The sequence below is a fragment of the Streptococcus mitis subsp. hohhotensis genome (assembly GCF_000722775.1).
GTDB lineage: Bacteria > Bacillota > Bacilli > Lactobacillales > Streptococcaceae > Streptococcus > Streptococcus carlssonii.
Genome location: NZ_JPFZ01000009.1, coordinates 890,336 through 913,823, shown reverse-complemented (window position 1 = coordinate 913,823; position 23,488 = coordinate 890,336). Strand labels below are relative to the sequence as shown.

The window sequence follows — 23,488 nt, the reverse complement described above, 5'->3', positions numbered from 1 at the left end:
AAAAAGAAGTTGAGAAATAAATCCCAACTTCTTTTGTTTCTTAACGTGATACGCGACGACGAGCTGCTTTTTTACGGTTTTCTTCGATGAAAGCTGCTTTTTGCTCTTCTGGTTCGATTACTTTCTTTTTAAATGCGTATACCGCGCCTGCAAGTGCAGCGACAGTTCCTGCGACACCTGTTACAAGACCTTTAGCGAATCCTTTAGCCATGAGTCTTCCTCCTTTATATTCTCAATCAGTCAGCCTCTTCAAGAGGTCACATTTTTCTGACTGACCTTTTTGTGTTATAATAATAGTAACGAAAAAATGGGAATTTTTCAAGGAAAAAAGATGAAAACAAAAATAATTGTGATTGTTGGACCGACTGCTGTTGGAAAAACAGCCCTTGCCATTGAAGTGGCCAAGCGTTTTAATGGCGAAGTGGTTAGTGGAGATAGCCAGCAAGTCTATCGAGGACTTGATATTGGGACGGCCAAGGCTAGTCCAGAAGAGCAGGCAGCTGTTCCTCATCATTTAATCGATGTTAGAGAGGTAACCGAGTCTTACTCGGCTTTTGATTTTGTTTCAGAAGCTAAGATGGCTATTGAGGATATTCACAGCCGTGGCAAGCTAGCCATTATAGCCGGTGGGACTGGACTTTATATCCAGAGCTTGCTTGAAGGTTACCACCTAGGTGGGGAGACTCCCCATGAAGAGATTTTAGCTTATCGAGCTAGTTTGGAGCCTTATACAGATGAGGAACTAGCTCATCTTGTGGACCAAGCAGGCCTTGAGATTCCCCAGTTTAATCGTCGTCGTGCTATGCGTGCCTTGGAAATTGCCCATTTTGGTCAGGATTTGGAAAATCAAGAGACCTTGTATGAACCGCTGATTATCTGCTTGGATGATGAGCGTAGTCAGCTTTATGAGCGTATCAATCGCCGAGTAGATCTAATGTTTGAGGCTGGGCTTTTGGATGAGGCTAAGTGGCTCTTTGATCATTACCCTAATGTGCAGGCTGCTAAAGGGATTGGTTACAAGGAACTTTTTCCATATTTTCGTGGAGAGCAGACTTTAGAGGAAGCTAGTGAGAGTCTTAAACAGGCGACTCGTCGTTTTGCCAAGCGTCAGCTGACCTGGTTCCGTAATCGCATGCAGGTCACCTTTTATCAGATTGGAGAATCTGGTGTGCAAGACCGCATTTTTAGCCAGATTGAGGAGTTTTTAGATGATTGATACGGAGAAAAAAGAGGAGCGAGTTCTGCTTATCGGTGTGGAATTGCAAGGCATGGACAATTTTGACCTCTCCATGGAAGAGTTGGCCAGTCTAGCCAAGACAGCTGGGGCAGTCGTAGTCGATAGCTACAGACAGAAACGTGAAAAGTATGACTCCAAGACCTTCGTCGGTTCAGGTAAGTTAGAAGAAATTGCGCTCATGGTGGATGCAGAAGAAATTACCACTGTCATCGTCAACAACCGTCTGACGCCAAGGCAAAATGTCAATTTAGAAGAAGTTCTCGGTGTTAAGGTTATTGACCGTATGCAGTTGATTTTGGATATCTTTGCCATGAGAGCTCGAAGTCACGAAGGCAAGCTACAAGTCCACCTAGCACAACTCAAATATCTCCTGCCTCGCTTGGTTGGTCAGGGGATTATGCTCAGCCGTCAGGCAGGGGGAATTGGTTCCCGTGGACCTGGTGAAAGCCAGCTGGAATTGAACCGTCGTAGCGTTCGCAACCAAATCACGGATATCGAGCGCCAGCTCAAGGTGGTTGAGAAAAATCGGGCGACTGTCAGAGAAAAACGTCTGGAGTCCAGCACCTTTAAGATTGGTTTGATTGGTTATACCAATGCTGGGAAGTCAACTATCATGAACACCTTGACCAGTAAGATCCAGTATGAAGCGGACGAGCTCTTTGCAACTCTGGACGCGACGACTAAGAGTATCCATCTGGGGGGCAATCTTCAAGTAACTTTGACAGATACCGTGGGCTTTATCCAAGATTTGCCGACAGAGTTGGTGTCCAGTTTTAAGTCAACCTTGGAAGAAAGCAAGCATGTGGACCTTCTGGTTCATGTTATCGATGCCAGCAATCCTTACCACGAGGAGCATGAAAAAACAGTCCTGTCCATCATGAAAGACCTGGACATGGAAGATATTCCTCGCTTGACCCTTTATAATAAAGCGGATTTGGTGGAGGATTTCACGCCTACCCAAACGCCTTATGCCCTCATTTCTGCCAAGTCTGAGAATAGTCGTGAAAATTTGCAGGCTTTGTTTTTAGAGAAAATCAAGGATATTTTTGAAGTCTTTACCCTGCGCGTGCCTTTTTCCAAGTCCTACAAGATTCATGATTTAGAAAGTGTTGCGATTTTGGAAGAGCGTGACTATCAGGAGGATGGCGAAGTGATTACAGGCTACATTTCTGAGAAAAACAAATGGAGGTTAGAAGAATTTTATGACTGATATCAAAACATTAGCTCTAAAATATGGGGGCTATACAAGTCTGGACAAGGTCTATCTAGATCAGCTTCTAACTGGCAAGACAGAGCAGGAGCAGTTGGCACTGATCACACCTCCGCCCAGCGTGGTCAATGCTTACTTTGCAGAACTCTACCAGAAAAAGAGTCCTCAAGCAGCGACGGATTATTTTGCGGAACTCAGTCAGGAACTGAATCTCTACAATGATGAGCCAAGTTTCACCCTAGAAAACAAGCCTTTTATTCGGCTTAATCTGTCTGGTAAATCCTTTGGTTTTTGTTATGAGAGTGAGGGTCTTGGTCGGATTTTCTCTGAAAATGAAGAGAAGATTTCGGATGACTTGCTCTTTGAAATTGCGCAAATTTTTCCCCATCAGCTAGTCTTTGAGGAGTCTGGCAAGATTTATATGAAGGCTGTCGGGGAAGAAGAAGTTGTGAGCGTGGAAAATCTTACAGCTTTGACAGATTTGGAAAGTTTGGCTGATGGTCGCAAGTGTCTTAAAGGTTACAGCCAAGAGGAGTTATTACAAGAAGCTACAGCTTTTTCTGGCAAGCGCTATTTCCGATCGGAAAACCGCACAGCCATGTTATATATTGATTAATTAGAAAGTATCGAATGGATATTCAATTTTTAGGAACGGGGGCTGGTCAGCCCTCTAAAGCCCGCAACGTTTCAAGTCTCGCCCTGAAACTCTTGGACGAGATTAACGAAGTCTGGCTCTTTGACTGTGGAGAAGGTACGCAAAATCGCATTCTTGAAACCACAATTCGACCACGCAAGGTCAGCAAAATTTTTATCACTCACCTGCATGGAGACCACATCTTTGGCTTGCCAGGTTTCCTTTCTAGTCGTGCTTTTCAGGCTAATGAAGAGCAGACAGATTTGGAAATCTATGGACCGCAAGGGATTAAGTCATTTGTCTTAACCAGCCTTCGTGTGTCAGGTTCGCGCCTGCCTTACCGTATTCATTTTCATGAGTTTGACCAAGATTCTTTAGGAAAAATCCTTGAGACCGATAAATTCACTGTGTATGCAGAGGAGCTGGACCACACAATTTTCTGCGTTGGCTATCGTGTCATGCAAAAGGACCTAGAAGGTACCTTGGATGCTGAAAAGCTTAAGGCTGCTGGCGTCCCATTTGGCCCACTTTTTGGGAAAATCAAGAACGGCCAGAATGTTGTTTTGGAAGACGGAACTGAAATCAAGGCAGCAGACTATATCTCAGCTCCACGTCCTGGTAAGATTATCACTATTCTGGGTGATACTCGAAAAACCGATGCCAGTGTGCGTCTGGCTGTCAATGCCGATGTCCTTGTCCATGAATCGACTTATGGCAAGGGTGATGAAAAGATAGCTCGAAATCATGGTCACTCAACCAATATGCAGGCAGCACAGGTTGCAGTAGAAGCAGGTGCCAAACGCCTCTTACTAAACCACATCAGTGCTCGTTTCCTCTCAAAAGATATCAGCAAGCTCAAGAAAGATGCGGCTAGTGTGTTTGAAAATGTCCATGTCGTCAAAGACTTGGAAGAAGTGGAAATCTAGCAGTCACAGAAAGGATAAGTATGCCTACTATTCTCATTACTGGAGCTAGCGGTAGCCTAGCACAAGAGATGGTCAAACTCTTGCCAAATGACCAACTCATCTTGCTTGGTAGAAACAAGGAAAAATTAGCCCAACTCTACGGAGACCATCCCCATGCAGAATTGATTGAAATCGATATTACCGATGATTCAGCCTTAGAAACTCTGGTAGCAGACCTCTATCTCCGCTATGGCAAGATTGATGTCTTGATAAACAACGCTGGTTACGGGATTTTTGAGGAATTTGACCAGATTTCCGACCAAGATATTCATCAGATGTTCGAGGTCAATACCTTTGCCCTGATGAATCTATCTCGACGCCTTGCGACCCGTATGAAGAACAGTCGAAAAGGTCATATTATCAATATCGTCAGCATGGCAGGTTTGATTGCTACTGGCAAGTCCAGTCTTTACTCAGCGACCAAGTTTGCGGCCATTGGTTTTTCAAATGCTCTACGACTAGAACTCATGTCCTACGGTGTCTATGTGACAACAGTCAATCCAGGACCAATCCGAACAGGATTTTTTGACCAAGCTGACCCAGATGGAACTTATCTCAAGTCGGTTGACCGCTTCCTGCTAGAACCAGATGCAGTTGCTAAAAAGATTGTCAAGATTATAGGAAAAAACAAACGAGAACTCAATCTCCCAGTTTTGTTACACCTAGCCCATAAGTTTTATACCCTCTTTCCCAAGCTAGCTGATAAGTTGGCAGGGGAGACTTTTAATTATAAGTAAAAAGAACCAATGTGCAGGTTGTTGTAGCCTACATATTGGTTCTTATCATTTCTCAACTATCAAACTGAACTTCTTCTAGTAGATAGTCGATAAAGCGTTCGCCCATCTTAGACAGGCTGGTTTTTTCATGCTGGATATAGACCAGCTCAATTGGATCATCAATATCCAGTGGGATAGAAACGATATTGTCTCCGTTGAGGTTGCTGTTCAAAATCCCTGTCGCAATGGTATAACCGTCCAGACCAATCAAGAGATTAAAGAGGGTAGCACGGTCACTAACCACAATGGATTTCTTGTGGTGCTCTTGGGAAAGGATTTCCTCTGAAAAGTAGAAGGAGTTGTGAGTTCCTTGGTCATAGCTGAGGTAAGGGAAGTTTTCTAAATCAGATAGTTTCACCTTGTCTTTTTTTGCCAGAGGGTTGGTCTTACTGACAAAGATATGGGGCTGGGCTGTAAAGAGATGGTGGGCAAGCAGATGGTTATCATCTAGCATCTTTGTCAAAACATCTCGGTTGTAACTGTTTAAAAAGAGGACACCAACTTCACTACGGAAATTCTTAACGTCATCGATAATCTCCCAAGTTCGTGTTTCACGGAGAAAAAGCTCATACTTTTCCATATCACTTTTCTTAAGTAGCGATACAAAGGCATTGACCACAAAGGCATAGTGCTGAGATGAAACGCTAAAGAGTTCACGGTGGGCGACAGGATTTTTATAGCGTTCTTCTAGAAGCTGAGTTTGCTCGACAACCTGACGGGCATAGGAGAGAAACTCCATGCCATCACGGGTCAAGGTGATACCCTTGGGATTGCGGATAAAGATCTCAATTCCCATCTCATTTTCCAAATCTCTCACAGCATTGGAAAGACTCGGCTGGGTGATAAAGAGTTGCTTGGCGGCCTCATTCATGGAGCCAGTTTCGACGATTTTGATAATATAGTGTAATTGTTGAATTCTCATGTTTTTATTGTACCACACTTGCGTCAGAATCGCCAAAGAAGATAGGAAAATCAGGGAGATGTGTGAGTCTCTGTAAAGTAGTTAAGAAGAAACTTCTAAATAATTTAAGAAATAGTGTAAAAAAGTAGCTGAGCAAGAGAATGTTCAGTTGTTTCTTTACTGAGAACTATAAAAATTTTCCTCGAAAATAAGAAACTTGCACGATTTACTCATTACTTATCCAATACTAGAGTTTATATTAGTTACTGTAAAGATGATCATCTAAAAGAAGGAAGGAGGCAACCTTATGGCTAAAAATACAAGTCGTCCAGAGTTTGATTCTCTAAGTTTCGAGGTTGAAAATCAAGAACTTTTCGGGAAATCAGGAGCTAGTGGTATACAGCTTTTAAATTGATACTAGCAGGTCTCTGTGGATTGTGTTTCACCTATTCCTATGAGTGTACGAGAAATAATGTTCGCTGTTAGATAAAACAAAAGGAAAATTCTAGTGTTTTATTACAAAACATTGACAACATTTTGATTTGGTGTTATATTTACGGGGAGAAATACAAATAAAATAAGATAACTTTGAGATTGATTCTTTGGATTATGGAAATTAATAGCCAAGAATTGGATGGAAAATCTGTTGCTGGGTAGGGTACGGCTGTTAGATTAACAGCACAGGGACGCTGTGGTTGGTAATTTACATATTCTTATGAATGTATTTCGCCAAACGTGCGCTGTGGATAAAACTACCTCTATTTTTTGACAGGAGGATAAAATGGAAGGAATTATTGGAACACTAGAATTCTATGCACCTGTACTGGTCTTAGGAGTTATTGTCATAGGGATTGTTTACTTTATGAAAAAAAGAAACGATCGCAAATAATCAACATCAACCGATACCTGAAAAAGGCATCGGTTTTTTTATTACTTGAATATATTGCACAAAATACTCATGGCAAACCTTGAAAGAAACCGTATAATGAGAGTGTCATAAAGAAACGGAGGAATGAAATGATGAAACAGCTTATCGTGACAGGATTAACGAAAACATTTGGTCAAGGGGATAATATTGTTCATGCTTTATCAGATGTGAACTTGTCTGTTGAAAAAGGAGAATTTCTGGCAATTATGGGGGCTAGTGGTAGTGGAAAAACAACACTCCTCAACTGTATTTCAACGATTGATAAACCAACATCAGGTGAGATTCGATTTGAAGATTTTGACATCATCCATGCCAAGGAAAATGAACTAGCTGACTATCGTGCTAAAAATATTTCCTATATTTTCCAAGCCTACAACTTGGTGGAAACCTTGACAGTTTATGAAAATATCGTTCTACCTCTTCAAATTCAGGGGAAAACTATCAAAAAACATCAGGATAAGATTGAGGAAATTTTGGATAAGTTGAATATCCAGAACTTAAAAGATAAGTTTCCTAATCAGTTATCAGGTGGTCAGCGACAACGTGTGGCAACTGCTAGAGCCTTGATTGATGATTCCAAACTGATTATTGCAGATGAGCCGACAGGAGCCTTGGACTCTGCCAATTCTGAAAAACTGATGGCACTTTTGCAGGAAATCAATAAAAGTTTTGGTATTACCATTTTACTGGTTACGCATGACCCTGCCGCAGCAAAGTACTCTTCACGGATGGTGCTACTTAGAGATGGAAAGATTATGGATGATTTGGAACGTAACAGCTTATCTAATGAACAGTATTTGCAAGAGATTTACAGTCGTACCAGATAGGAGGGTGAGAGTATGTATCCAAAATTGATTTTACGAAATGTATTCCGAAATTTACAGACTTATACCATCTATTTTTTCAGTCTGACATTGATTTATAGCTTGCTCTACGCTTTTAATGCTTTACCAAGCCATCCAGTGATGCAAAGTTTATCAGGGGCAAAGGAAATGTTGACGACGGTGATGAGCCAGTACATGGGCTTGCTTTCCTATCTGATTCTATCGGCGATTGCCTTTCTCATCGTTTACGCCACAAATTTTGTGCTGGGACGGCGCAAGAAAGAGCTGGGACTTTATGCAACGCTGGGAATGAAGAAGAAGCAGATTATCCGTACCCTGTTCTTTGAAACCATGCTGGTCAATATCTTTTCCTTGATTCTAGGTTTCTTGCTTGGATTGATCTTACTGGTCATTCTAGCTAAGATTGCATCTGAATTTTTTATGGCCAATTACTTTGGTAGTCTGCTTTTCTTTGATAGCAAGTCTGTTATCTTACTAGTTTATTCCTATTTGGTAACCAGTTTTATTGTTGGTGTCATGGACATTCTTACCTTTAGAAAGCAAAATATCATTGCACTCATTCAAGAAAATGGGGCCAAGAAATCTGTCTTGGCAAAAGGCAAGCCAGTTCTTCAAGTACTTCTCTTTATTCTTTCGACATCTGTTATCGGTTTTGGTGCTCTCTATTTTTCAGACTATCACCATCTATCACTCTTGAAAAGTTGGGGTATCTTGCTGGTATCTGTCTTCGTGATTTTTGTGATTTTGTTTTACAATACCTTGAGCCATTTTATCTTGGTCTCCCTTAGAAAACTGCCTCAAACCTACTATAACAAACTAAACACTTTTAAAATCCGTCAATTTTCAAAACAAGCTGATAGTAATTCGGTCACGTTGGCTGTCTTATCCTTGACCTTGACACTGGCTCTCAGCTTACTCGTTTTTAGTGGTAGTGCCTATACGACTATGAACCGAGAGCTGAACAAATACTCACCTTATGATGTAACTGTCAATCTCTACCGTGGTAAAGAGTTTCAATTTTCTCAGGAATCTGTCAAAGACAGATTGAAAGCCGATGGCTTTGACTTTAACCTCATCAAAGAGGAGTACAGCTGTCCTATCTATTCTAGTGATGTAACTTATAAAGATTTGATTGATACCAGCAATCTCTGGGAGCATGATAAGAAACTTCCTGAATCAAAAGTACCGATTTTAGGAATTTCTGCCTACAATCATCTCCGCAAACTGCAAGGGGAAAAAGCGGTTGACTTGGCAGATAACCAATTTCTGGTCAATGCCAACTATAAAGGAACTGCCAAGCAGATCCAGGACTTTCTATCAACGACCAAAACCCTCATGATTAACGGTCATTCTCTCAACCTTGCCTCTTCAAAGCCACTTGAAACAGTTTACTTTTTATCTTCAGTAGGTCTAAATGACGCAGGAACCTTGATTGTACCAGATAAGGTAGTAGTTGGATTGACGGAAGACCACACGACCTATGTTGCCAATTTCAAAGAAAACATTGACAAACGGGAAGTAGAAACATTCTTGAGTAAGTGGATTGAAAAATACTACTTCACTCGTGATGGAGCAGAGTTGAATTCGTTCACCTATCAAACGAAAGGAAGTATTTTTGAGGTTTACCTTGGATTTATGGGCGTCATTGTCTTTGTCATGATTTTTGTCAGTGTTATTTTTATCATTATTTCCCTCAGTATCTTGTCCCTTCAAACTTCTACAAGTGCTTTGGATAGTGTCAATGATTATCAAATCTTATATCTTCTTGGGAACAAGAGAAAGCAAAATCGCTCTATTCTTTTGCAACAGATTCTAAGTTATTTCTTGGTTCCGTTGGTCATCGCAGGTCCGCTAGCATTTACCTTGAGTACAGCTCTTTTGGGCTATTTTGAGAATTTCGCTAATACCAGTATTTCTATAGATATCACCTATCTGGGAGTAGCGGTCTTACTCTTTGTCCTTTACCTGCTAGTGACTTACAGAGTAAGTTGGGAAATTATTGAAAATTAAGTCAAATACCAGAGTTGCCTATCCGACAATTCTGGTATTGTGTTATAATGATATTAAAGTAGTTCAGGAAGTGGATACATATGAAACAGTTTGTCAAATCGCTCTCGAAAAACTCACTTTTATTGTGGTGGTTGACGATTTTTAATCATCTAGCTTTAATGATTTATATTTATTATAGGATTCCTCTGGACTTTTCGACAGATTTTTCCTTGCAGATGGTTTTATTGCTGATTATTGCTTTAATTGCATTTAGTTATATTTGTAATATTGTGACCTTTCGGTATAGTGAGTTGAAACTTTGGTTGCTCCTGATGATGTTTCTCATTAGCTGGCAATCCATATTTAATCAAGGAGTTGCGAGCACCCTGTTGCACTTTTTTGATATTCTTCATCCGCTTAACTCTTTTTTATTGGTGTATAGTTCTCTGTCTATTATCTTTCTGGGAGAGAAAATAGGAGAAGAACTGTTGAGTGTGTCCTTTGTGTTGACACTAATCACCATTAGTTCGTATCTGTTAAGTCCTTCAATTTTTCTATTTCTGTCTTTGTTTGCGTCTTTCTTTTTAAACTTTGTTCCCTTGATTTTACTGATTTTATATCATAAAGAGTTGAAAAGTAAACTTAAGTATCAGAGACGAAATTTGTGGATATTAGCTTTGATATTGCCTCTTTCTTATTTCTTTTTGTATATCAATACGAGGGGCTCAGGAGTGATGAACCTAGTCTGGTATCTTGAGATTATTGGAATACTTGCTTTTTTGCATCTCAAAACAATTATTAACTCTCTTCAGAAAAAGGTAGTAGAGTTGAAGTTGTCCTATATAAAAGCTTTTTCACGCTTGTTGTTACTGGTTCTGTTTTTGTTAGTAGGCATTTTCATCATCTTTCATTTAGACTTAAACATGAGCTTTTTGGTCTTGAATATCATGTTACTATTGTTCGGGATTTGTTCGGAGGAATTGATTCGCCTCTTTCGTTCTGCTGAAATGCTAGATGCTAGGGATTATGTAAAAGTTCTCTTTTTAAAGCGTAATCGTATGGTGAAAAGTCTGCTGGCAAATGAAGACACAGAACAACAGTTCGCCGAATTTCTTCATAATGAAATCCTGCAAAATGTGATGGCGATAAAAAATTTCAATAAATATAGTAGCAATCAAGCTTTTGGTGAACAGATCAATCTGGTGACAGAGGAGTTGGTTCAACGGATTCGTGAGCGGATGGATTATTATCAGCCAATGGTAGAAACAGACGAGCAACTAGACATCCAGTATCAAGGGCTGATTAATCGGATTGTCAAGCGCTATCACGCAGAAAATGAAGTCGTCACACAGTTTCCTGTTCACTTTAGACTTTTATCTCCTTATGATAAAATTGCCTATCGTCTGGTTGAGGAGTTGGCGACCAATGCCGTTAAGTACGCTAGTGGTGGAAGGATTTCTTTGAAGATTGATGTGCATGATGACGCTCTTTTTATCATTTCTGAAAATGACTGCCTTCAAACAGAAAAATCCTTAGGTTATGGCTTGAAAAATATGTCTAATAAAATTAGTGTTTTAGGTGGTCAAATGCAGATTTTTGAAAATAATAAGAGATTTCGTGTAGAAATTACTCTCCCGATTGATAAGGAGTTGTGTTATGAAAATTTTGTTAATTGATGATCATAAATTATTTAGCCAAAGTATCAAGATGATTTTAGAGTTATCGGAAAACATTAAAAAGGTTCAGTTAGTGGATAATTTTTCGACTATTTCGGAGATTGCTTTTAATGACTATGATATTATTTTGATTGACATCAATCTGACGAGTCTGTATCAAGATGATGGGCTGACCTTGGCACAAGAGATTATCGACAATGGTTGTTCTAGTAAGGTTGTGATTTTGACAGGTTACAGTAAAAAAATGTATGAACACCGAGCTAAAGTTATGGGGGCTTATGGCTTTCTGGACAAAAGTATGGACCCAGATGAGTTGGTGAAAAAACTGGAAAAGATTTATCTAGGTGGTAAGGTCTTTTCAGATGAAGTGATGGTAGAGGTGCTAACACCACGAGAAATCGAGATACTAGAACTGGTTAGAAATGGCTTGACCATTGATGATGTCTGTGACAAGGTCTATGTGAGTAAACGTACAGTTTCCAATCACTTGGCCAATATCTTTTCAAAGTTAGGAGTGACTAACAGGCAGGAGGCGATTCACATCGCTGAGCAGTTGGGCTATTTTCCACCAGATTAAAAAGCTGCAGAAGATGCAGCTTTTTTAATTTCTGTGATACTTCTTGTGTGAGTCTCTTCTTGAAAAAAACACAAAATTTTGCTAAAATGAGTCTTATGAAAACATTCTATGATGTGCAGCAGTTCCTCAAGCAATTTGGTATTATTGTTTACATGGGAAAACGCTTATATGATATTGAACTGATGAAGTTAGAACTCTCTCGGATTTATGATGCAGGGTTGATGGACAAATTAGACTATCTAGAAGCAGAAGCGGTTCTTCGCAGAGAGCACAAGGTGGAATTGGATTATATTGAGAAAAATGGAGAAAAGAATTAATGGTTACTTGGATTTTGTGGATACTTATACTAGCAATGTTAGCGTGGATGGGCTTTAACTATCTTCGTATTCGCCGTGCAGCTAAGATTGTGGACAATGCAGAGTTTGAGGCCTTGATTCGAACTGGCCAATTGATTGATTTGCGCGACCCAGCTGAATTCCATAGAAAACATATCCTTGGTGCACGCAATATTCCTTCAAGTCAGTTGAAGACTAGTCTTGCAGCCCTTCGTAAAGATAAACCTGTCCTTCTTTACGAAAACCAACGTGCGCAACGTGTGACAAATGCGGCTCTTTATTTGAAAAAACAAGGTTTTTCTGAGATTTATATCCTTTCTTATGGATTGGATTCTTGGAAAGGGAAAGTCAAAGTTGAGAAATAAGAAACCGAGCTTGGATGTTCCAAGCTCATTTTTTAACTACTTTTTCTGAGAAAGTCACGAATGCTTGCTAATTCTTGGGAGTTAAGGGAGCGGTAGTCTCCTTCTTGAAGATTCTCATCCAAGCTCCAAGGTCCAAAATGGGTGCGTTTGAGGGATGTCACCTTGACACCAACTGATAGGAACATTTTCTTGACCTGATGAAATTTTCCTTCTGAAATGGTAATAGAGGCTTGGCTGTGGGCAGGACTTGCAGATAGAATCTCTAGTCTTGCAGGTTTACAGACAGTACCATCTAAAAAGACAATTCCTTTTTGAAAGGTTTGGATATGGGCAGGCGTCAGAAGTCCATTAACCTCAACTTGGTAGGTCTTATCGACATGATATTGGGGATGGAGGAGCTGAAAGCCCAAAGGACCGTTATCGGTCACGAGGAGGAGACCAGTCGTATCTCGGTCCAGTCGACCGACGGCATAGAGCTTATCAGACTGGATGTCAGGCAGAAGGAGGTCCATGACGGTTGGAAGTTTCTTGTCTTTGTTGGCTGTAACGACACCAGCAGGCTTATGAAGCATAAGATAGGTGTGCTCATAGCCTTGAATGATTTGGCCCTGAAAGAGGAGTTCCTGCAGTCCTGTATCGATATTTTGGGCTAGGGAGTGGGCTGGGCAACCATCGACGAGAATGTTCCCTTTGAGAAGCGCTTGCTTCATGGCCTTTCGGCTAACTTTTTCTTGGGCTAATAAATTATCTAAACGCATACTGTGCCTATCTTATCATAAGTCTCTTACTTTGAAAAGACTTGACGTGAAAAGAAAAGCAGAGTGAAAACATTTACACTTGCTTGAGTTATGTTATTTACTTGAAAATATGGTATAATCGTTCAGTTAGAAAATAAATTTTGAATATTATAGAGGAAATCATGACAAAATTAAGAGAAGATATCCGTAACATTGCGATTATCGCCCACGTTGACCACGGGAAAACAACCCTCGTTGACGAATTATTGAAACAATCAGAAACGCTTGATGCACGTACTGAATTGGCAGAGCGTGCTATGGACTCAAACGATATCGAAAAAGAGCGTGGAATTACCATCCTTGCTAAAAATACAGCTGTTGCTTATAACGGAACTCGTATCAACATCATGGACACACCAGGACACGCGGACTTCGGTGGAGAAGTTGAGCGTATCATGAAAATGGTTGACGGTGTTGTCTTGGTCGTAGATGCCTACGAAGGAACAATGCCACAAACTCGTTTCGTATTGAAAAAAGCTTTGGAACAAGACCTTGTCCCAATCGTGGTTGTCAACAAAATCGATAAACCATCAGCTCGCCCAGCAGAGGTAGTGGACGAAGTCTTGGAACTTTTCATCGAGCTTGGTGCGGATGATGACCAACTTGATTTCCCAGTGGTCTATGCATCAGCGATCAACGGAACTTCTTCATTGTCAGATGATCCAGCTGACCAAGAAGCTACTATGGCGCCAATCTTTGACACGATTATCGACCATATCCCAGCTCCAGTAGACAACTCAGATGAGCCTTTGCAATTCCAAGTATCACTTTTGGACTACAACGACTTCGTTGGACGTATCGGTATCGGTCGTGTCTTCCGTGGTACTGTTAAAGTTGGGGATCAAGTTACCCTTTCTAAACTTGATGGCACAACTAAAAACTTCCGTGTTACTAAACTCTTCGGTTTCTTTGGTTTGGAACGTCGTGAAATCCAAGAAGCTAAAGCGGGTGACTTAATTGCCGTTTCAGGTATGGAAGATATCTTTGTCGGTGAAACCATTACTCCGACAGACGCAATTGAAGCTCTTCCAGTCCTACACATCGATGAGCCAACTCTTCAAATGACTTTCTTGGTTAACAACTCACCATTTGCTGGTAAAGAAGGTAAATGGGTAACTTCTCGTAAGGTAGAAGAACGCTTGCAGGCCGAATTGCAAACAGACGTATCCCTTCGTGTTGACCCAACTGATTCACCAGATAAATGGACTGTTTCAGGACGTGGAGAATTGCACTTGTCAATCCTTATCGAAACAATGCGTCGTGAGGGATATGAACTTCAAGTATCTCGTCCAGAAGTTATCGTAAAAGAAATCGACGGTGTGAAATGTGAGCCATTTGAACGTGTTCAAATTGACACTCCAGAAGAATACCAAGGGTCTGTTATCCAAAGCCTTTCTGAACGTAAAGGTGAAATGTTGGATATGATTTCAACTGGTAATGGTCAAACTCGTTTGGTCTTCCTTGTTCCTGCGCGTGGTTTGATTGGATACTCAACTGAGTTCTTGTCAATGACTCGTGGTTACGGTATCATGAACCATACCTTCGACCAATACTTGCCATTGATTCCAGGGGAAATTGGTGGTCGTCACCGTGGTGCCCTTGTTTCTATCGATGCTGGTAAGGCTACAACTTACTCAATCATGTCTATCGAAGAACGAGGTACGATCTTTGTCAACCCAGGTACTGAGGTTTATGAAGGAATGATCATCGGTGAAAACTCTCGTGAAAATGACTTGACAGTTAACATCACTAAGGCTAAACAAATGACCAACGTTCGTTCAGCTACTAAGGACCAAACAGCTGTTATCAAGACACCTCGTATCTTGACACTTGAAGAGTCTCTTGAGTTCTTGAACGACGATGAGTACATGGAAGTAACGCCTGAGTCTATCCGTTTGCGTAAACAAATCCTTAACAAGGCAGAGCGTGAGAAAGCTAACAAGAAGAAAAAATCAGCTGAATAAGGGCTAGAAAGAGATAAAGATGGTTTATTTAATCATAGGAATCCTCTTATTACTACTCTATGTATTTGCAACACCAGAAAGCATTAAAGGGACAGTCAATATTGTCCTTGTCGTCTTTGCTTTCGTAGCACTTTTGATTTCGCTGATGTTGTCTGTTCTGCAAATCTTTCAGCTACCGACAGAATTCTTTATCGCCATCGCCATGCTTTTCCTAGCATACTTTAGCTTGCGAGATATTACCCTCATGTCGGTCAGTAAAAGTAAAAGAAGATAAAAGAGAGTTTCGGCTCTCTTTTTTTGTAGGAATTTTACAATAGTTTAAATTGCCTTTTAGTCAATATCATCTCTTTTGCTTGTAAAGTATGAAGGCGAAAACAGGAATAAAATTCGCTAATGTCTTCTATTTTTTAGGAAATTGTAAAAATCTATTACTAATGATATCTTAGTACAATATGTTGACAGGTTATATAGAAAGTGATATATTTATGTTATAAGAAACCGATTTCAAAATAAGAAAGGATTAAATTTATACTCAATGAAAATCAAAGAGCAAACTAGGAAACTAGCCGCAGGTTGCTCAAAGCACTGCTTTGAGGTTGTAGATAAGACTGACGAAGTCAGTTACATATATCTACGGCAAGGCGACGTTGACGCGGTTTGAAGAGATTTTTGAAGAGTATTATTGTCTTGTTGTTCAGGGTGTGATGGATTAAACTAGGAAAATAATCCTAAGAATTTATAAAAGATAAAATATTTTTCTATAGGATTATTCTCTTATACAAGGAGTCTACTATGAAGAAACTATTTATATTATTATCAACTTTTTTTCTCAGCTTCTTCCTTTCTTGGATTATTGTCTTACGTGCGCCACAATATTTATATGCAAGCTATGATTCCGTCTCCTTACTTCGTGTCAAAAAAGATACTCAGGAACCGACGCGTGAGGTATTTGAACAGGAATTGGAGAATTTTGTAAACTCAGAACAGAGTTTAATAGCTAGAAGAATCGTAGAGCCGAGTAAGGATGGGACGACTCACTTTACTTATGCAACTTATGGTCAGGGAACTTTACCAAAAGAATTCCAAGAAGCTAGCCAAGAAAGTCGTGAACGTAGTGATCCGCTAAATAGTTATCTCCTTTTGTCAGGCTCCTTGACGAAAGAAAAGCTTGCCGATAAATTAGGAGATTTGGGTTATAAAGCAATTCCTGACCGAAAGATACCGCCCTATTCTCTTGCTTTTAGAATGTTACTAATTCCCCTTATTTTAATTAGTTTAGCAATATTTGGCTTATCTTTCTTTGCTCTAGTGATTATCACTCGGATTAAGGAAATGAGAGCTGCAGGTATAAAACTCTTTTCTGGTCAGACTCTCTTATCCATCATGGGGCATTCTTTATCTACTGATATCAAATGGCTCCTTCTATCAGCCCTCCTTTCCTTCCTAGGTGGGGGAGTCGTTCTTTTTAGTCAAGGTTTGTTTTATCCTATCTTGTTAGCCACCTATGGTTTTGGGATTAGTTTCTATCTTTTGTTTTTATTGGGGATTTCAATTTTACTAATGCTCCTTTATCTAATGAGTTTGAGTTATAAAGCATTAGTTCCCGTTATTAAGGGAAGATTACCCCTTAAACGCCTGATGGCTTTAACCCTATTGTGTCAGTTAGTAGCTGTTTTTACAGTAGGCTACGCTGTTAAGACAGGTTTGACGTCTTACCAACGATTGAAAGAACTTGAAATTTCAAAACAAGCATGGCAGGATAGAGCAGATTATTATCAAATTTCTTTTGGCTTAGGTGATAGAGGAAAAGATACAGAAAATCTGAATAAGTGGTATGAATTTTCCAAAGAAGCAGTTGAAAAAGAACAGGCTCTATTTGTAAAAGATAATCTCATTCATTTTGCAAATCCTCAAGGAAAAAATGAAAAAGAGGAAACACTGGATACCTATAGTCCAGATGCTAATGTTCTCTATATAAGCCCAAGTTATTTGGACAAGGAAAATGTTACTGTAAATGATGAGACTAGACAGAAACTAGCTCATCTTCAAAAAGGAGAATTTGGACTCTTATTACCAGAATCTCTTCGTTCACAGGAAGCAGAACTTAAGAAAGCTTTTGAAGAGAGTTTGAACTATTACGGAAAATCAAGCGAGGATAAAAACGCTCCTTTAGAGTATGAAATGAGAGCGATTGTTAGCTATCTTCCAACTGGAGAAAAGCGATTTATTTATAATAACGGTGAAAGTCCAGTATCCATTCAGTACTTAACCGATCCGATTTTAGTTGTGTTCACTCCTACATCTACAGGTGATAGTATCATTTCCAAATCTATTTGGTCTATCAATGCTGGAAAACAACTCTTTATCAAAGGATATGAGAGTGGGCTAGAACTCTTAAAGAAAGCTGGAATTTATGAGCAAGTATCCTATCTTAAAGAAGGAAGAAGTGTTTATCTAACTCGTTATAATGAAGTTCAAACTGAAACAGCAACTTTAATCCTAGGAGCTATTGTTGGAATAGCTAGTTCCTTGTTACTCTTTTATTCTGTCAATCTTCTATATTTCGAGCAATTCCGCCGAGATATCTTGATTAAACGAATTTCAGGTTTACGATTTTTTGAAACACATGCTCAGTATATGGTTAGTCAATTTGCCAGTTTTGTATTTGGTGCTAGTTTCTTTATTTTAAGCAGTCGAGACTTGGTGATTGGCTTGCTCACTTTATTAGTCTTTCTAGCTAGTGCAGTTTTGACGCTTTACCGTCAAGCTCATAAAGAATCTCGTGTTTCTATGACAATTATGAAAGGAAAATAGGATGATTGAACTAAAGAATATATCTAAAAAATTTGGAAGCCGTCAGCTATTTTCAGATACGAATCTTCATTTTGAAGGTGGGAAAATTTATTCCTTAATCGGTACAAGTGGCTGTGGTAAGACAACACTCTTGAATATGATTGGACGATTAGAGCCATATGACAAAGGGCAAATCATCTATGATGGTACCTCTCTTAAGGACATCAAGCCTTCTGTTTTCTTTAGAGATTACTTAGGATACTTATTTCAAGATTTTGGCTTAATTGAAAGTCAAACCGTCAAAGAGAATCTCAATCTGGGTTTAGTTGGTAAAAAGTTGAAAGAAAAAGAGAAAATCTCTTTGATGAAACAAGCTCTAAACCGTGTAAACCTCTCTTATTTAGATTTAAAGCAACCTATCTTTGAATTATCAGGAGGAGAAGCACAACGTGTTGCACTAGCGAAGATAATTTTAAAGGATCCACCTTTGATTCTCGCAGATGAACCAACCGCTTCCTTAGACCCCAAAAACTCTGAGGAATTACTTTCTATCCTAGAATCTCTAAAAAATCCGAATCGAACTATTATTATTGCGACCCACAATCCTCTTATTTGGGAACAAGTGGACCAAGTCATTCGAGTTACCGATTTATCACATAGATGATATGGTAAGATTCATACTCAATGAAAATCAAAAAGCAAACTAGGAAGCTAGCCGCAGGCTGCTCAAAGCACTGCTTTGAGGTTGTAGATGAAACTGACGAAGTCAGTAACCATATATACGGCAAGGCGAAGCTGACGTGGTTTGAATTTGATTTTCGAAGAGTATCAGTTAGAAGAAAGAGTCACAAACACACTTTGTGGCTTTTTTATTTTCATAAAAATGGTAAAATAGTAGGAGTAGAAATGGAGTTTGAGACATGAAAGTAATCGATCAATTTAAAAATAAGAAAGTTCTTGTTTTAGGTTTGGCTAAGTCTGGTGAGTCTGCGGCCCGTTTGTTGGACAAGCTAGGAGCTATTGTGACGGTAAATGACGGGAAACCTTTTGAGGACAATCCAGCTGCGCAAAGTTTGCTGGAAGAAGGAATCAAGGTTATCACAGGTGGCCATCCTTTGGAACTCTTGGATGAAGAGTTTGCCCTTATGGTAAAAAATCCAGGCATTCCCTACAGCAATCCCATGATTGAAAAGGCATTGTCAAAGGGTATTCCTGTCTTGACCGAGGTAGAATTGGCTTACTTGATTTCAGAAGCACCGATTGTTGGTATTACTGGTTCTAATGGAAAAACGACCACAACGACCATGATTGGGGAAGTTTTGACTGCTGCTGGACAACATGGTCTTTTATCAGGAAATATCGGCTATCCAGCTAGTCAAGTGGCACAAACTGCGTCAGACAAGGACACGCTTGTCATGGAACTTTCTTCTTTCCAACTCATGGGCGTCCAAGAATTCCATCCTGAGATTGCGGTTATTACCAACCTCATGCCAACTCATATCGACTACCATGGATCATTTGAGGAATATGTAGCAGCCAAGTGGAATATCCAGAACAAGATGACAGCAGCTGATTTCCTTGTCTTGAACTTTAACCAAGATTTGGCAAAAGAATTGGCTAGCAAAACACAAGCCACTGTTGTACCATTTTCAACACAGGAAAAGGTTGATGGAGCTTATCTGGAAGATGGTCAACTCTACTTCCGTGGGGAAGTGGTCATGGCAGCGAATGAAATCGGAGTTCCAGGTAGCCACAATGTAGAAAATGCCCTTGCGACGATTGCTGTAGCCAAGCTTCGTGGTGTGGATAACCAAACCATCAAAGAAACTCTTTCAGCCTTTGGTGGTGTCAAACACCGTCTCCAATTTGTGGATGAAATCAAGGGTGTCAAATTCTATAATGATAGCAAGTCAACCAATATCTTGGCTACTCAAAAAGCCTTATCAGGATTTGACAACAGCAAGGTGATCTTGATTGCAGGTGGTTTGGACCGTGGTAATGAGTTTGACGAATTGGTACCAGACATTACTGGACTCAAGAAGATGGTCATCCTTGGTCAGTCTGCCGAACGTGTCAAACGGGCAGCAGATAAGGCTGATGTGTCTTATGTGGATGCGACTGATATTGCAGATGCGACCCGCAAGGCCTATGAACTTGCGACTCAAGGAGACGTGGTTCTTCTCAGTCCTGCCAATGCCAGCTGGGATATGTATGCTAACTTTGAAGTACGTGGCGACCTCTTTATCGACACAGTAGCGGAGTTAAAGGAATAATATGAAAAAAATTGTCTTTACAGGTGGGGGGACGGTGGGACACGTTACCCTCAATCTTTTGTTAATGCCCAAGTTCATCGAAGATGGTTGGGAAGTCCACTATATCGGGGACAAGCGTGGTATTGAACATCAAGAAATCCTCAAGTCAGGCTTGGATGTCACTTTCCACTCCATTGCGACTGGGAAATTGCGTCGCTATTTCTCTTGGCAAAATATGCTGGACATCTTCAAAGTTGGCTGGGGAATCGTCCAATCTCTCTTTATCATGTTGCGACTTCGTCCACAAGCTCTTTTTTCAAAGGGAGGCTTTGTCTCAGTACCGCCTGTTATCGCAGCGCGTGTTTCAGGAGTTCCTGTCTTTATTCACGAATCTGACCTGTCTATGGGCTTGGCCAATAAAATCGCCTATAAATTTGCGACGAAGATGTATTCAACCTTTGAGCAAGCTTCAAGTTTGTCTAAGGTCGAGCATGTGGGAGCAGTGACCAAGGTTTCAGACCAAAAAGGTCCAGAACCAGATGAATTGGTAGATATTCAAACCCACTTTAATCCTAAATTGCCAACTGTATTGTTTGTTGGCGGTTCTGCAGGTGCTCGTGTCTTTAACCAATTGGTGACAGACCATAAGAAAGAACTGACAGAGCGCTACAATATTATCAACCTAACTGGAGATTCTAGCCTGAACGAGTTGAGCCAAAATCTTTTTCGTGTTGACTATGTGACCAATCTCTATCAACCCTTGATGGAATTGGCTGATATTGTTGTGACACGTGGTGGCGCCAATACGATTTTTGAGCTCTTGGCCATGGCAAAATTGCATGTTATTGTGCCGCTTGGTCGTGAAGCTAGTCGTGGTGACCAGATTGAAAATGCAGCCTACTTTGTAAAAAAAGGCTATGCAGAAGAGCTTCAAGAAAGCGATTTGACCTTGGACAGTTTAGAAGAGAAGCTTTCTCACTTACTAAGTCACAAGGAAGATTATCAAGCTAAGATGAAGGCTTCTAAGGAATTGAAATCTCTAGCAGATTTTTATCAACTATTGAAAAACGATTTATCATAAGGAAAGTAAATGTCAAAAGATAAGAAAAATGAGGGTAAAGAAATCCTCGAAGAATTTAAAGAGTTATCAGAATGGCAGAAACGGAACCAAGAATATCTAAAAAAGAAGGCTGAAGAAGAGGCAGCCCTAGCTGAGAAGAAGGAAAAGGAAAGACAAGCTCGAATGGGAGAAGAATCTGAGAAGTCAGAGGACCAGGAGAGTGACACAGACCAGGGAGATGAAGAATCAACTAAGGAGGAGTCTGAGGAAAAAGTAGCATCCTCAGAGGGTGACAAAGAGGAAGAAGAGAAAGAAGAATCAGGGTCTAAAGAGGACGAGGAACAGGATAAAAAGCTTGCTAAAAAGGCTACAAAAGAAAAACCAGCCAAAGCAAAGATTCCTGGCCTTCATATCTTACGAGCCTTAACGATTTTATTTCCAAGTCTGCTTTTATTGATTGTCTCTGCCTACTTACTCAGTCCTTATGCGACCATGAAGGATATTCGTGTTGAGGGAACGGTGCAAACTACGGCTGATGATATTCGACAGGCTTCAGGCATTCAGGATACGGATTATACGATTAACCTTCTGCTAGACAAGGCAAAATATGAAGAGCGGATCAAGTCTAATTATTGGGTGGAATCAGCTCAGCTTGTTTATCAATTTCCAACCAAGTTCACTATCAAGGTCAAGGAATATGATATTGTGGCTTACTATATTTCTGGTGAAAATCATTATCCTATTCTTTCCAGTGGTCAGCTTGAGACCAGTGCTGTGAGTTTGGTCAGTCTACCAGAAACTTATTTATCAGTTCTCTTTAATGATAGTGAACAAATCAAGACTTTTGTCTCAGAACTTGCTCAAATTAGCCCAGAACTCAAGGCGGCTATCCAAAAAGTGGAATTAGCCCCAAGCAAGGTGACTTCAGATTTAATTCGATTGACCATGAATGATTCGGACGAAGTCTTGGTTCCGCTTTCTGAAATGAGTAAGAAACTGCCTTATTACAGTAAGATTAAGCCTCAATTGTCAGAACCGAGTGTGATTGACATGGAAGCTGGAATTTACAGCTACACTGTAGCGGATAAATTAATTATGGAGGCTGAGGAAAAAGCCAAAAAAGAGGCCGAAGAAGCTGAGAAAAAGCAGGAAGAAGAACGTAAACGTTTAGAAGAAGAACAGAAAAAACAAGAGGAAGAGAGCAATCGAAATCAAACGACCCAGCGCTCATCGCGTCGCTAGGTTTACCTTTTCTCTTATAGTTCTTTAGTTGCCATGTTTTTACTTGACAAGTGCTAGTAGAAATAATAGAATAATAGAAAACCTTTAAAGCAGTCCAGAGAGGCAGCTAAGGTTAGACGGTGAAAGGGTGGAGACTACCCATTTTTCGTGGAACCTTGCTGTTGGCAGGTTCCTTTTTTCGTGATTTCTTGTGGCCAGACTCTCTCACTAGCAAAGGTAAAAGGAGAAACCTATGCGAGAACATCGTCCAGTTATTGCTCTTGATTTTCCTAGTTTTGAGGCGGTCAAGGAATTTTTAGCTCTTTTTCCAGAGGAAGAAAGCCTTTATCTAAAGGTAGGGATGGAGCTTTATTACGCAACGGGGCCTGAGATTGTGTCTTACTTGAAAGATTTGGGTCACAGTGTCTTTTTGGATCTCAAGCTGCATGACATTCCCAATACAGTCAAATCTGCCATGAAGGTCTTGTCTCAGCTTGGTGTGGACATGACTAATGTACATGCCGCTGGCGGCGTAGAGATGATGAAGGCGGCGCGTGAAGGTCTTGGAAGTCAAGCAAAATTGATCGCTGTCACTCAGCTGACCTCAACCTCAGAAGCTCAGATGCAGGAGTTTCAAAATATCCAGACAAGCCTGCAAGAGTCTGTGATTCATTATGCCAAGAAGACGGCTGAAGCGGGATTAGACGGTGTTGTTTGCTCGGCTCAGGAAGTGCAAGTCATCAAGCAGGCTACCAATCTAGATTTTATCTGTCTGACACCGGGCATTCGTCCTGCAGGTGCTGCAGTGGGAGATCAAAAACGTGTTATGACACCTGCTGATGCCTATCAAATCGGCAGTGACTATATCGTAGTGGGACGTCCCATTACCCAAGATGAGGATCCTGTTGCAGCTTATCATGCCATCAAGGATGAATGGACACAGGACTGGAATTAAAGAACTAG

The 23,488-nt window shown here is 40.4% G+C and carries 24 protein-coding genes; 21 read left to right on the top strand and 3 right to left on the bottom strand.

Features of this window, described 5'->3' with window-relative positions; all coding sequences use genetic code 11:
- Nucleotides 1-40: 40 nt before the first annotated feature.
- Nucleotides 41-211, bottom strand: a complete 171-nt coding sequence (locus SK608_RS07105) for a DUF3042 family protein (protein ID WP_001051777.1) — start codon at nucleotides 209-211, stop codon at nucleotides 41-43.
- 120 nt (nucleotides 212-331) lie between these two features.
- Between SK608_RS07105 and miaA the strand changes: the two genes are divergently transcribed.
- The 5 genes from miaA to SK608_RS07080 are packed head-to-tail and all read left to right on the top strand — an operon-like array spanning nucleotide 332 to nucleotide 4,783.
- The gene (miaA, locus tag SK608_RS07100; RefSeq protein ID WP_033677656.1) at nucleotides 332-1,216 is read left to right on the top strand and encodes a tRNA (adenosine(37)-N6)-dimethylallyltransferase MiaA; all 885 of its coding nucleotides are present in this window, start codon (nucleotides 332-334) and stop codon (nucleotides 1,214-1,216) included.
- Nucleotides 1,209-2,447, top strand: coding sequence for a GTPase HflX (hflX, locus tag SK608_RS07095; protein WP_033677654.1), 1,239 nt, complete (start codon nucleotides 1,209-1,211; stop codon nucleotides 2,445-2,447). Before miaA ends, hflX begins: the two co-directional genes overlap by 8 nt.
- Nucleotides 2,440-3,063, top strand: coding sequence for a cystathionine beta-lyase (locus SK608_RS07090; protein WP_033677652.1), 624 nt, complete (start codon nucleotides 2,440-2,442; stop codon nucleotides 3,061-3,063). Before hflX ends, SK608_RS07090 begins: the two co-directional genes overlap by 8 nt.
- A gap of 14 nt (nucleotides 3,064-3,077) precedes the next feature.
- On the top strand, nucleotides 3,078-4,007 hold the full coding sequence (gene rnz / locus SK608_RS07085; protein WP_033677650.1) for a ribonuclease Z: 930 nt from the start codon (nucleotides 3,078-3,080) through the stop codon (nucleotides 4,005-4,007).
- A gap of 20 nt (nucleotides 4,008-4,027) precedes the next feature.
- Nucleotides 4,028-4,783, top strand: coding sequence for an SDR family NAD(P)-dependent oxidoreductase (locus tag SK608_RS07080; protein ID WP_033677647.1), 756 nt, complete (start codon nucleotides 4,028-4,030; stop codon nucleotides 4,781-4,783).
- Between the two features lie 52 nt (nucleotides 4,784-4,835).
- Here the strand turns inward: SK608_RS07080 and SK608_RS07075 are convergent, their stop codons facing one another.
- Nucleotides 4,836-5,744, bottom strand: coding sequence for a LysR family transcriptional regulator (locus SK608_RS07075; protein ID WP_001222592.1), 909 nt, complete (start codon nucleotides 5,742-5,744; stop codon nucleotides 4,836-4,838).
- A 999-nt stretch (nucleotides 5,745-6,743) separates the two neighbouring features.
- Here SK608_RS07075 and SK608_RS07065 point away from each other — a divergent pair.
- From SK608_RS07065 to SK608_RS07040, 6 genes are all read left to right on the top strand, one after another.
- A complete protein-coding gene (locus SK608_RS07065) occupies nucleotides 6,744-7,478 on the top strand; it encodes an ABC transporter ATP-binding protein (RefSeq protein ID WP_050489924.1) in 735 nt (244 codons plus the stop codon).
- Between the two features lie 12 nt (nucleotides 7,479-7,490).
- Nucleotides 7,491-9,506 carry an FtsX-like permease family protein gene (locus SK608_RS07060; protein WP_033677641.1) on the top strand — a complete coding sequence of 672 codons (2,016 nt, stop codon included), beginning with the start codon at nucleotides 7,491-7,493 and terminating at the stop codon, nucleotides 9,504-9,506.
- Between the two features lie 80 nt (nucleotides 9,507-9,586).
- The gene (locus SK608_RS07055) at nucleotides 9,587-11,161 is read left to right on the top strand and encodes a sensor histidine kinase (protein WP_033677639.1); all 1,575 of its coding nucleotides are present in this window, start codon (nucleotides 9,587-9,589) and stop codon (nucleotides 11,159-11,161) included.
- Nucleotides 11,142-11,738: a response regulator transcription factor gene (locus tag SK608_RS07050; RefSeq protein ID WP_000698198.1), complete on the top strand. Its 597-nt coding sequence runs from the start codon at nucleotides 11,142-11,144 to the stop codon at nucleotides 11,736-11,738. The genes SK608_RS07055 and SK608_RS07050 overlap by 20 nt, the downstream gene beginning before the upstream one ends.
- A gap of 47 nt (nucleotides 11,739-11,785) precedes the next feature.
- On the top strand, nucleotides 11,786-12,055 hold the full coding sequence (locus tag SK608_RS07045) for a YqgQ family protein (protein WP_025171619.1): 270 nt from the start codon (nucleotides 11,786-11,788) through the stop codon (nucleotides 12,053-12,055).
- Nucleotides 12,055-12,438: a rhodanese-like domain-containing protein gene (locus SK608_RS07040; protein WP_033677633.1), complete on the top strand. Its 384-nt coding sequence runs from the start codon at nucleotides 12,055-12,057 to the stop codon at nucleotides 12,436-12,438. The genes SK608_RS07045 and SK608_RS07040 overlap by 1 nt, the downstream gene beginning before the upstream one ends.
- Nucleotides 12,439-12,470: 32 nt before the next feature.
- Here SK608_RS07040 and SK608_RS07035 read toward each other — a convergent pair whose 3' ends face one another.
- The gene (locus SK608_RS07035; protein ID WP_033677629.1) at nucleotides 12,471-13,196 is read right to left on the bottom strand and encodes a pseudouridine synthase; all 726 of its coding nucleotides are present in this window, start codon (nucleotides 13,194-13,196) and stop codon (nucleotides 12,471-12,473) included.
- Between the two features lie 161 nt (nucleotides 13,197-13,357).
- Between SK608_RS07035 and typA the strand changes: the two genes are divergently transcribed.
- The 10 genes from typA (at nucleotide 13,358) to pyrF (ending at nucleotide 23,480) form a co-directional block, all read left to right on the top strand.
- Entirely contained in the window at nucleotides 13,358-15,199 is a 1,842-nt protein-coding gene (typA, locus tag SK608_RS07030) for a translational GTPase TypA (RefSeq protein ID WP_033677627.1), read from the top strand.
- A 19-nt stretch (nucleotides 15,200-15,218) separates the two neighbouring features.
- On the top strand, nucleotides 15,219-15,473 hold the full coding sequence (locus SK608_RS07025) for a DUF3165 family protein (protein WP_033677625.1): 255 nt from the start codon (nucleotides 15,219-15,221) through the stop codon (nucleotides 15,471-15,473).
- 261 nt (nucleotides 15,474-15,734) lie between these two features.
- Nucleotides 15,735-15,860, top strand: coding sequence for a hypothetical protein (locus tag SK608_RS11920; RefSeq protein WP_001818081.1), 126 nt, complete (start codon nucleotides 15,735-15,737; stop codon nucleotides 15,858-15,860).
- 131 nt (nucleotides 15,861-15,991) lie between these two features.
- Nucleotides 15,992-18,013: a bacteriocin-associated integral membrane family protein gene (locus tag SK608_RS07020; protein WP_033677623.1), complete on the top strand. Its 2,022-nt coding sequence runs from the start codon at nucleotides 15,992-15,994 to the stop codon at nucleotides 18,011-18,013.
- Nucleotide 18,014: 1 nt separating this feature from the next.
- Nucleotides 18,015-18,656 (top strand): ABC transporter ATP-binding protein, encoded by a 642-nt coding sequence (locus SK608_RS07015; RefSeq protein WP_000571295.1) that lies wholly within the window; start codon nucleotides 18,015-18,017, stop codon nucleotides 18,654-18,656.
- A 20-nt stretch (nucleotides 18,657-18,676) separates the two neighbouring features.
- Nucleotides 18,677-18,916 (top strand): hypothetical protein, encoded by a 240-nt coding sequence (locus SK608_RS11740; protein ID WP_082242442.1) that lies wholly within the window; start codon nucleotides 18,677-18,679, stop codon nucleotides 18,914-18,916.
- On the top strand, nucleotides 18,913-20,265 hold the full coding sequence (murD, locus tag SK608_RS07005) for a UDP-N-acetylmuramoyl-L-alanine--D-glutamate ligase (protein WP_000863056.1): 1,353 nt from the start codon (nucleotides 18,913-18,915) through the stop codon (nucleotides 20,263-20,265). Before SK608_RS11740 ends, murD begins: the two co-directional genes overlap by 4 nt.
- Before the next feature lies 1 nt (nucleotide 20,266).
- Nucleotides 20,267-21,325: a UDP-N-acetylglucosamine--N-acetylmuramyl-(pentapeptide) pyrophosphoryl-undecaprenol N-acetylglucosamine transferase gene (locus SK608_RS07000; protein WP_000724813.1), complete on the top strand. Its 1,059-nt coding sequence runs from the start codon at nucleotides 20,267-20,269 to the stop codon at nucleotides 21,323-21,325.
- A 9-nt stretch (nucleotides 21,326-21,334) separates the two neighbouring features.
- Nucleotides 21,335-22,546 carry a cell division protein FtsQ/DivIB gene (locus SK608_RS06995; RefSeq protein ID WP_033677618.1) on the top strand — a complete coding sequence of 404 codons (1,212 nt, stop codon included), beginning with the start codon at nucleotides 21,335-21,337 and terminating at the stop codon, nucleotides 22,544-22,546.
- Between the two features lie 232 nt (nucleotides 22,547-22,778).
- Nucleotides 22,779-23,480 carry an orotidine-5'-phosphate decarboxylase gene (gene pyrF / locus SK608_RS06990; RefSeq protein ID WP_023943173.1) on the top strand — a complete coding sequence of 234 codons (702 nt, stop codon included), beginning with the start codon at nucleotides 22,779-22,781 and terminating at the stop codon, nucleotides 23,478-23,480.
- Nucleotides 23,481-23,488: the final 8 nt, after the last annotated feature.

What these genes read in the sequence shown, in the direction of transcription:
- SK608_RS07105 (WP_001051777.1), bottom strand. Translation starts at nt 211, where the DNA reads ATGGCTAAAGGATTCGCTAAAGGTCTTGTAACAGGTGTCGCAGGAACT.
- miaA (WP_033677656.1), top strand. Translation starts at nt 332, where the DNA reads ATGAAAACAAAAATAATTGTGATTGTTGGACCGACTGCTGTTGGAAAA.
- hflX (WP_033677654.1), top strand. Translation starts at nt 1,209, where the DNA reads ATGATTGATACGGAGAAAAAAGAGGAGCGAGTTCTGCTTATCGGTGTG.
- SK608_RS07090 (WP_033677652.1), top strand. Translation starts at nt 2,440, where the DNA reads ATGACTGATATCAAAACATTAGCTCTAAAATATGGGGGCTATACAAGT.
- rnz (WP_033677650.1), top strand. Translation starts at nt 3,078, where the DNA reads ATGGATATTCAATTTTTAGGAACGGGGGCTGGTCAGCCCTCTAAAGCC.
- SK608_RS07080 (WP_033677647.1), top strand. Translation starts at nt 4,028, where the DNA reads ATGCCTACTATTCTCATTACTGGAGCTAGCGGTAGCCTAGCACAAGAG.
- SK608_RS07075 (WP_001222592.1), bottom strand. Translation starts at nt 5,744, where the DNA reads ATGAGAATTCAACAATTACACTATATTATCAAAATCGTCGAAACTGGC.
- SK608_RS07065 (WP_050489924.1), top strand. Translation starts at nt 6,744, where the DNA reads ATGAAACAGCTTATCGTGACAGGATTAACGAAAACATTTGGTCAAGGG.
- SK608_RS07060 (WP_033677641.1), top strand. Translation starts at nt 7,491, where the DNA reads ATGTATCCAAAATTGATTTTACGAAATGTATTCCGAAATTTACAGACT.
- SK608_RS07055 (WP_033677639.1), top strand. Translation starts at nt 9,587, where the DNA reads ATGAAACAGTTTGTCAAATCGCTCTCGAAAAACTCACTTTTATTGTGG.
- SK608_RS07050 (WP_000698198.1), top strand. Translation starts at nt 11,142, where the DNA reads ATGAAAATTTTGTTAATTGATGATCATAAATTATTTAGCCAAAGTATC.
- SK608_RS07040 (WP_033677633.1), top strand. Translation starts at nt 12,055, where the DNA reads ATGGTTACTTGGATTTTGTGGATACTTATACTAGCAATGTTAGCGTGG.
- SK608_RS07035 (WP_033677629.1), bottom strand. Translation starts at nt 13,196, where the DNA reads ATGCGTTTAGATAATTTATTAGCCCAAGAAAAAGTTAGCCGAAAGGCC.
- typA (WP_033677627.1), top strand. Translation starts at nt 13,358, where the DNA reads ATGACAAAATTAAGAGAAGATATCCGTAACATTGCGATTATCGCCCAC.
- SK608_RS07025 (WP_033677625.1), top strand. Translation starts at nt 15,219, where the DNA reads ATGGTTTATTTAATCATAGGAATCCTCTTATTACTACTCTATGTATTT.
- SK608_RS11920 (WP_001818081.1), top strand. Translation starts at nt 15,735, where the DNA reads ATGAAAATCAAAGAGCAAACTAGGAAACTAGCCGCAGGTTGCTCAAAG.
- SK608_RS07020 (WP_033677623.1), top strand. Translation starts at nt 15,992, where the DNA reads ATGAAGAAACTATTTATATTATTATCAACTTTTTTTCTCAGCTTCTTC.
- SK608_RS07015 (WP_000571295.1), top strand. Translation starts at nt 18,015, where the DNA reads ATGATTGAACTAAAGAATATATCTAAAAAATTTGGAAGCCGTCAGCTA.
- SK608_RS11740 (WP_082242442.1), top strand. Translation starts at nt 18,677, where the DNA reads ATGAAAATCAAAAAGCAAACTAGGAAGCTAGCCGCAGGCTGCTCAAAG.
- murD (WP_000863056.1), top strand. Translation starts at nt 18,913, where the DNA reads ATGAAAGTAATCGATCAATTTAAAAATAAGAAAGTTCTTGTTTTAGGT.
- SK608_RS07000 (WP_000724813.1), top strand. Translation starts at nt 20,267, where the DNA reads ATGAAAAAAATTGTCTTTACAGGTGGGGGGACGGTGGGACACGTTACC.
- SK608_RS06995 (WP_033677618.1), top strand. Translation starts at nt 21,335, where the DNA reads ATGTCAAAAGATAAGAAAAATGAGGGTAAAGAAATCCTCGAAGAATTT.
- pyrF (WP_023943173.1), top strand. Translation starts at nt 22,779, where the DNA reads ATGCGAGAACATCGTCCAGTTATTGCTCTTGATTTTCCTAGTTTTGAG.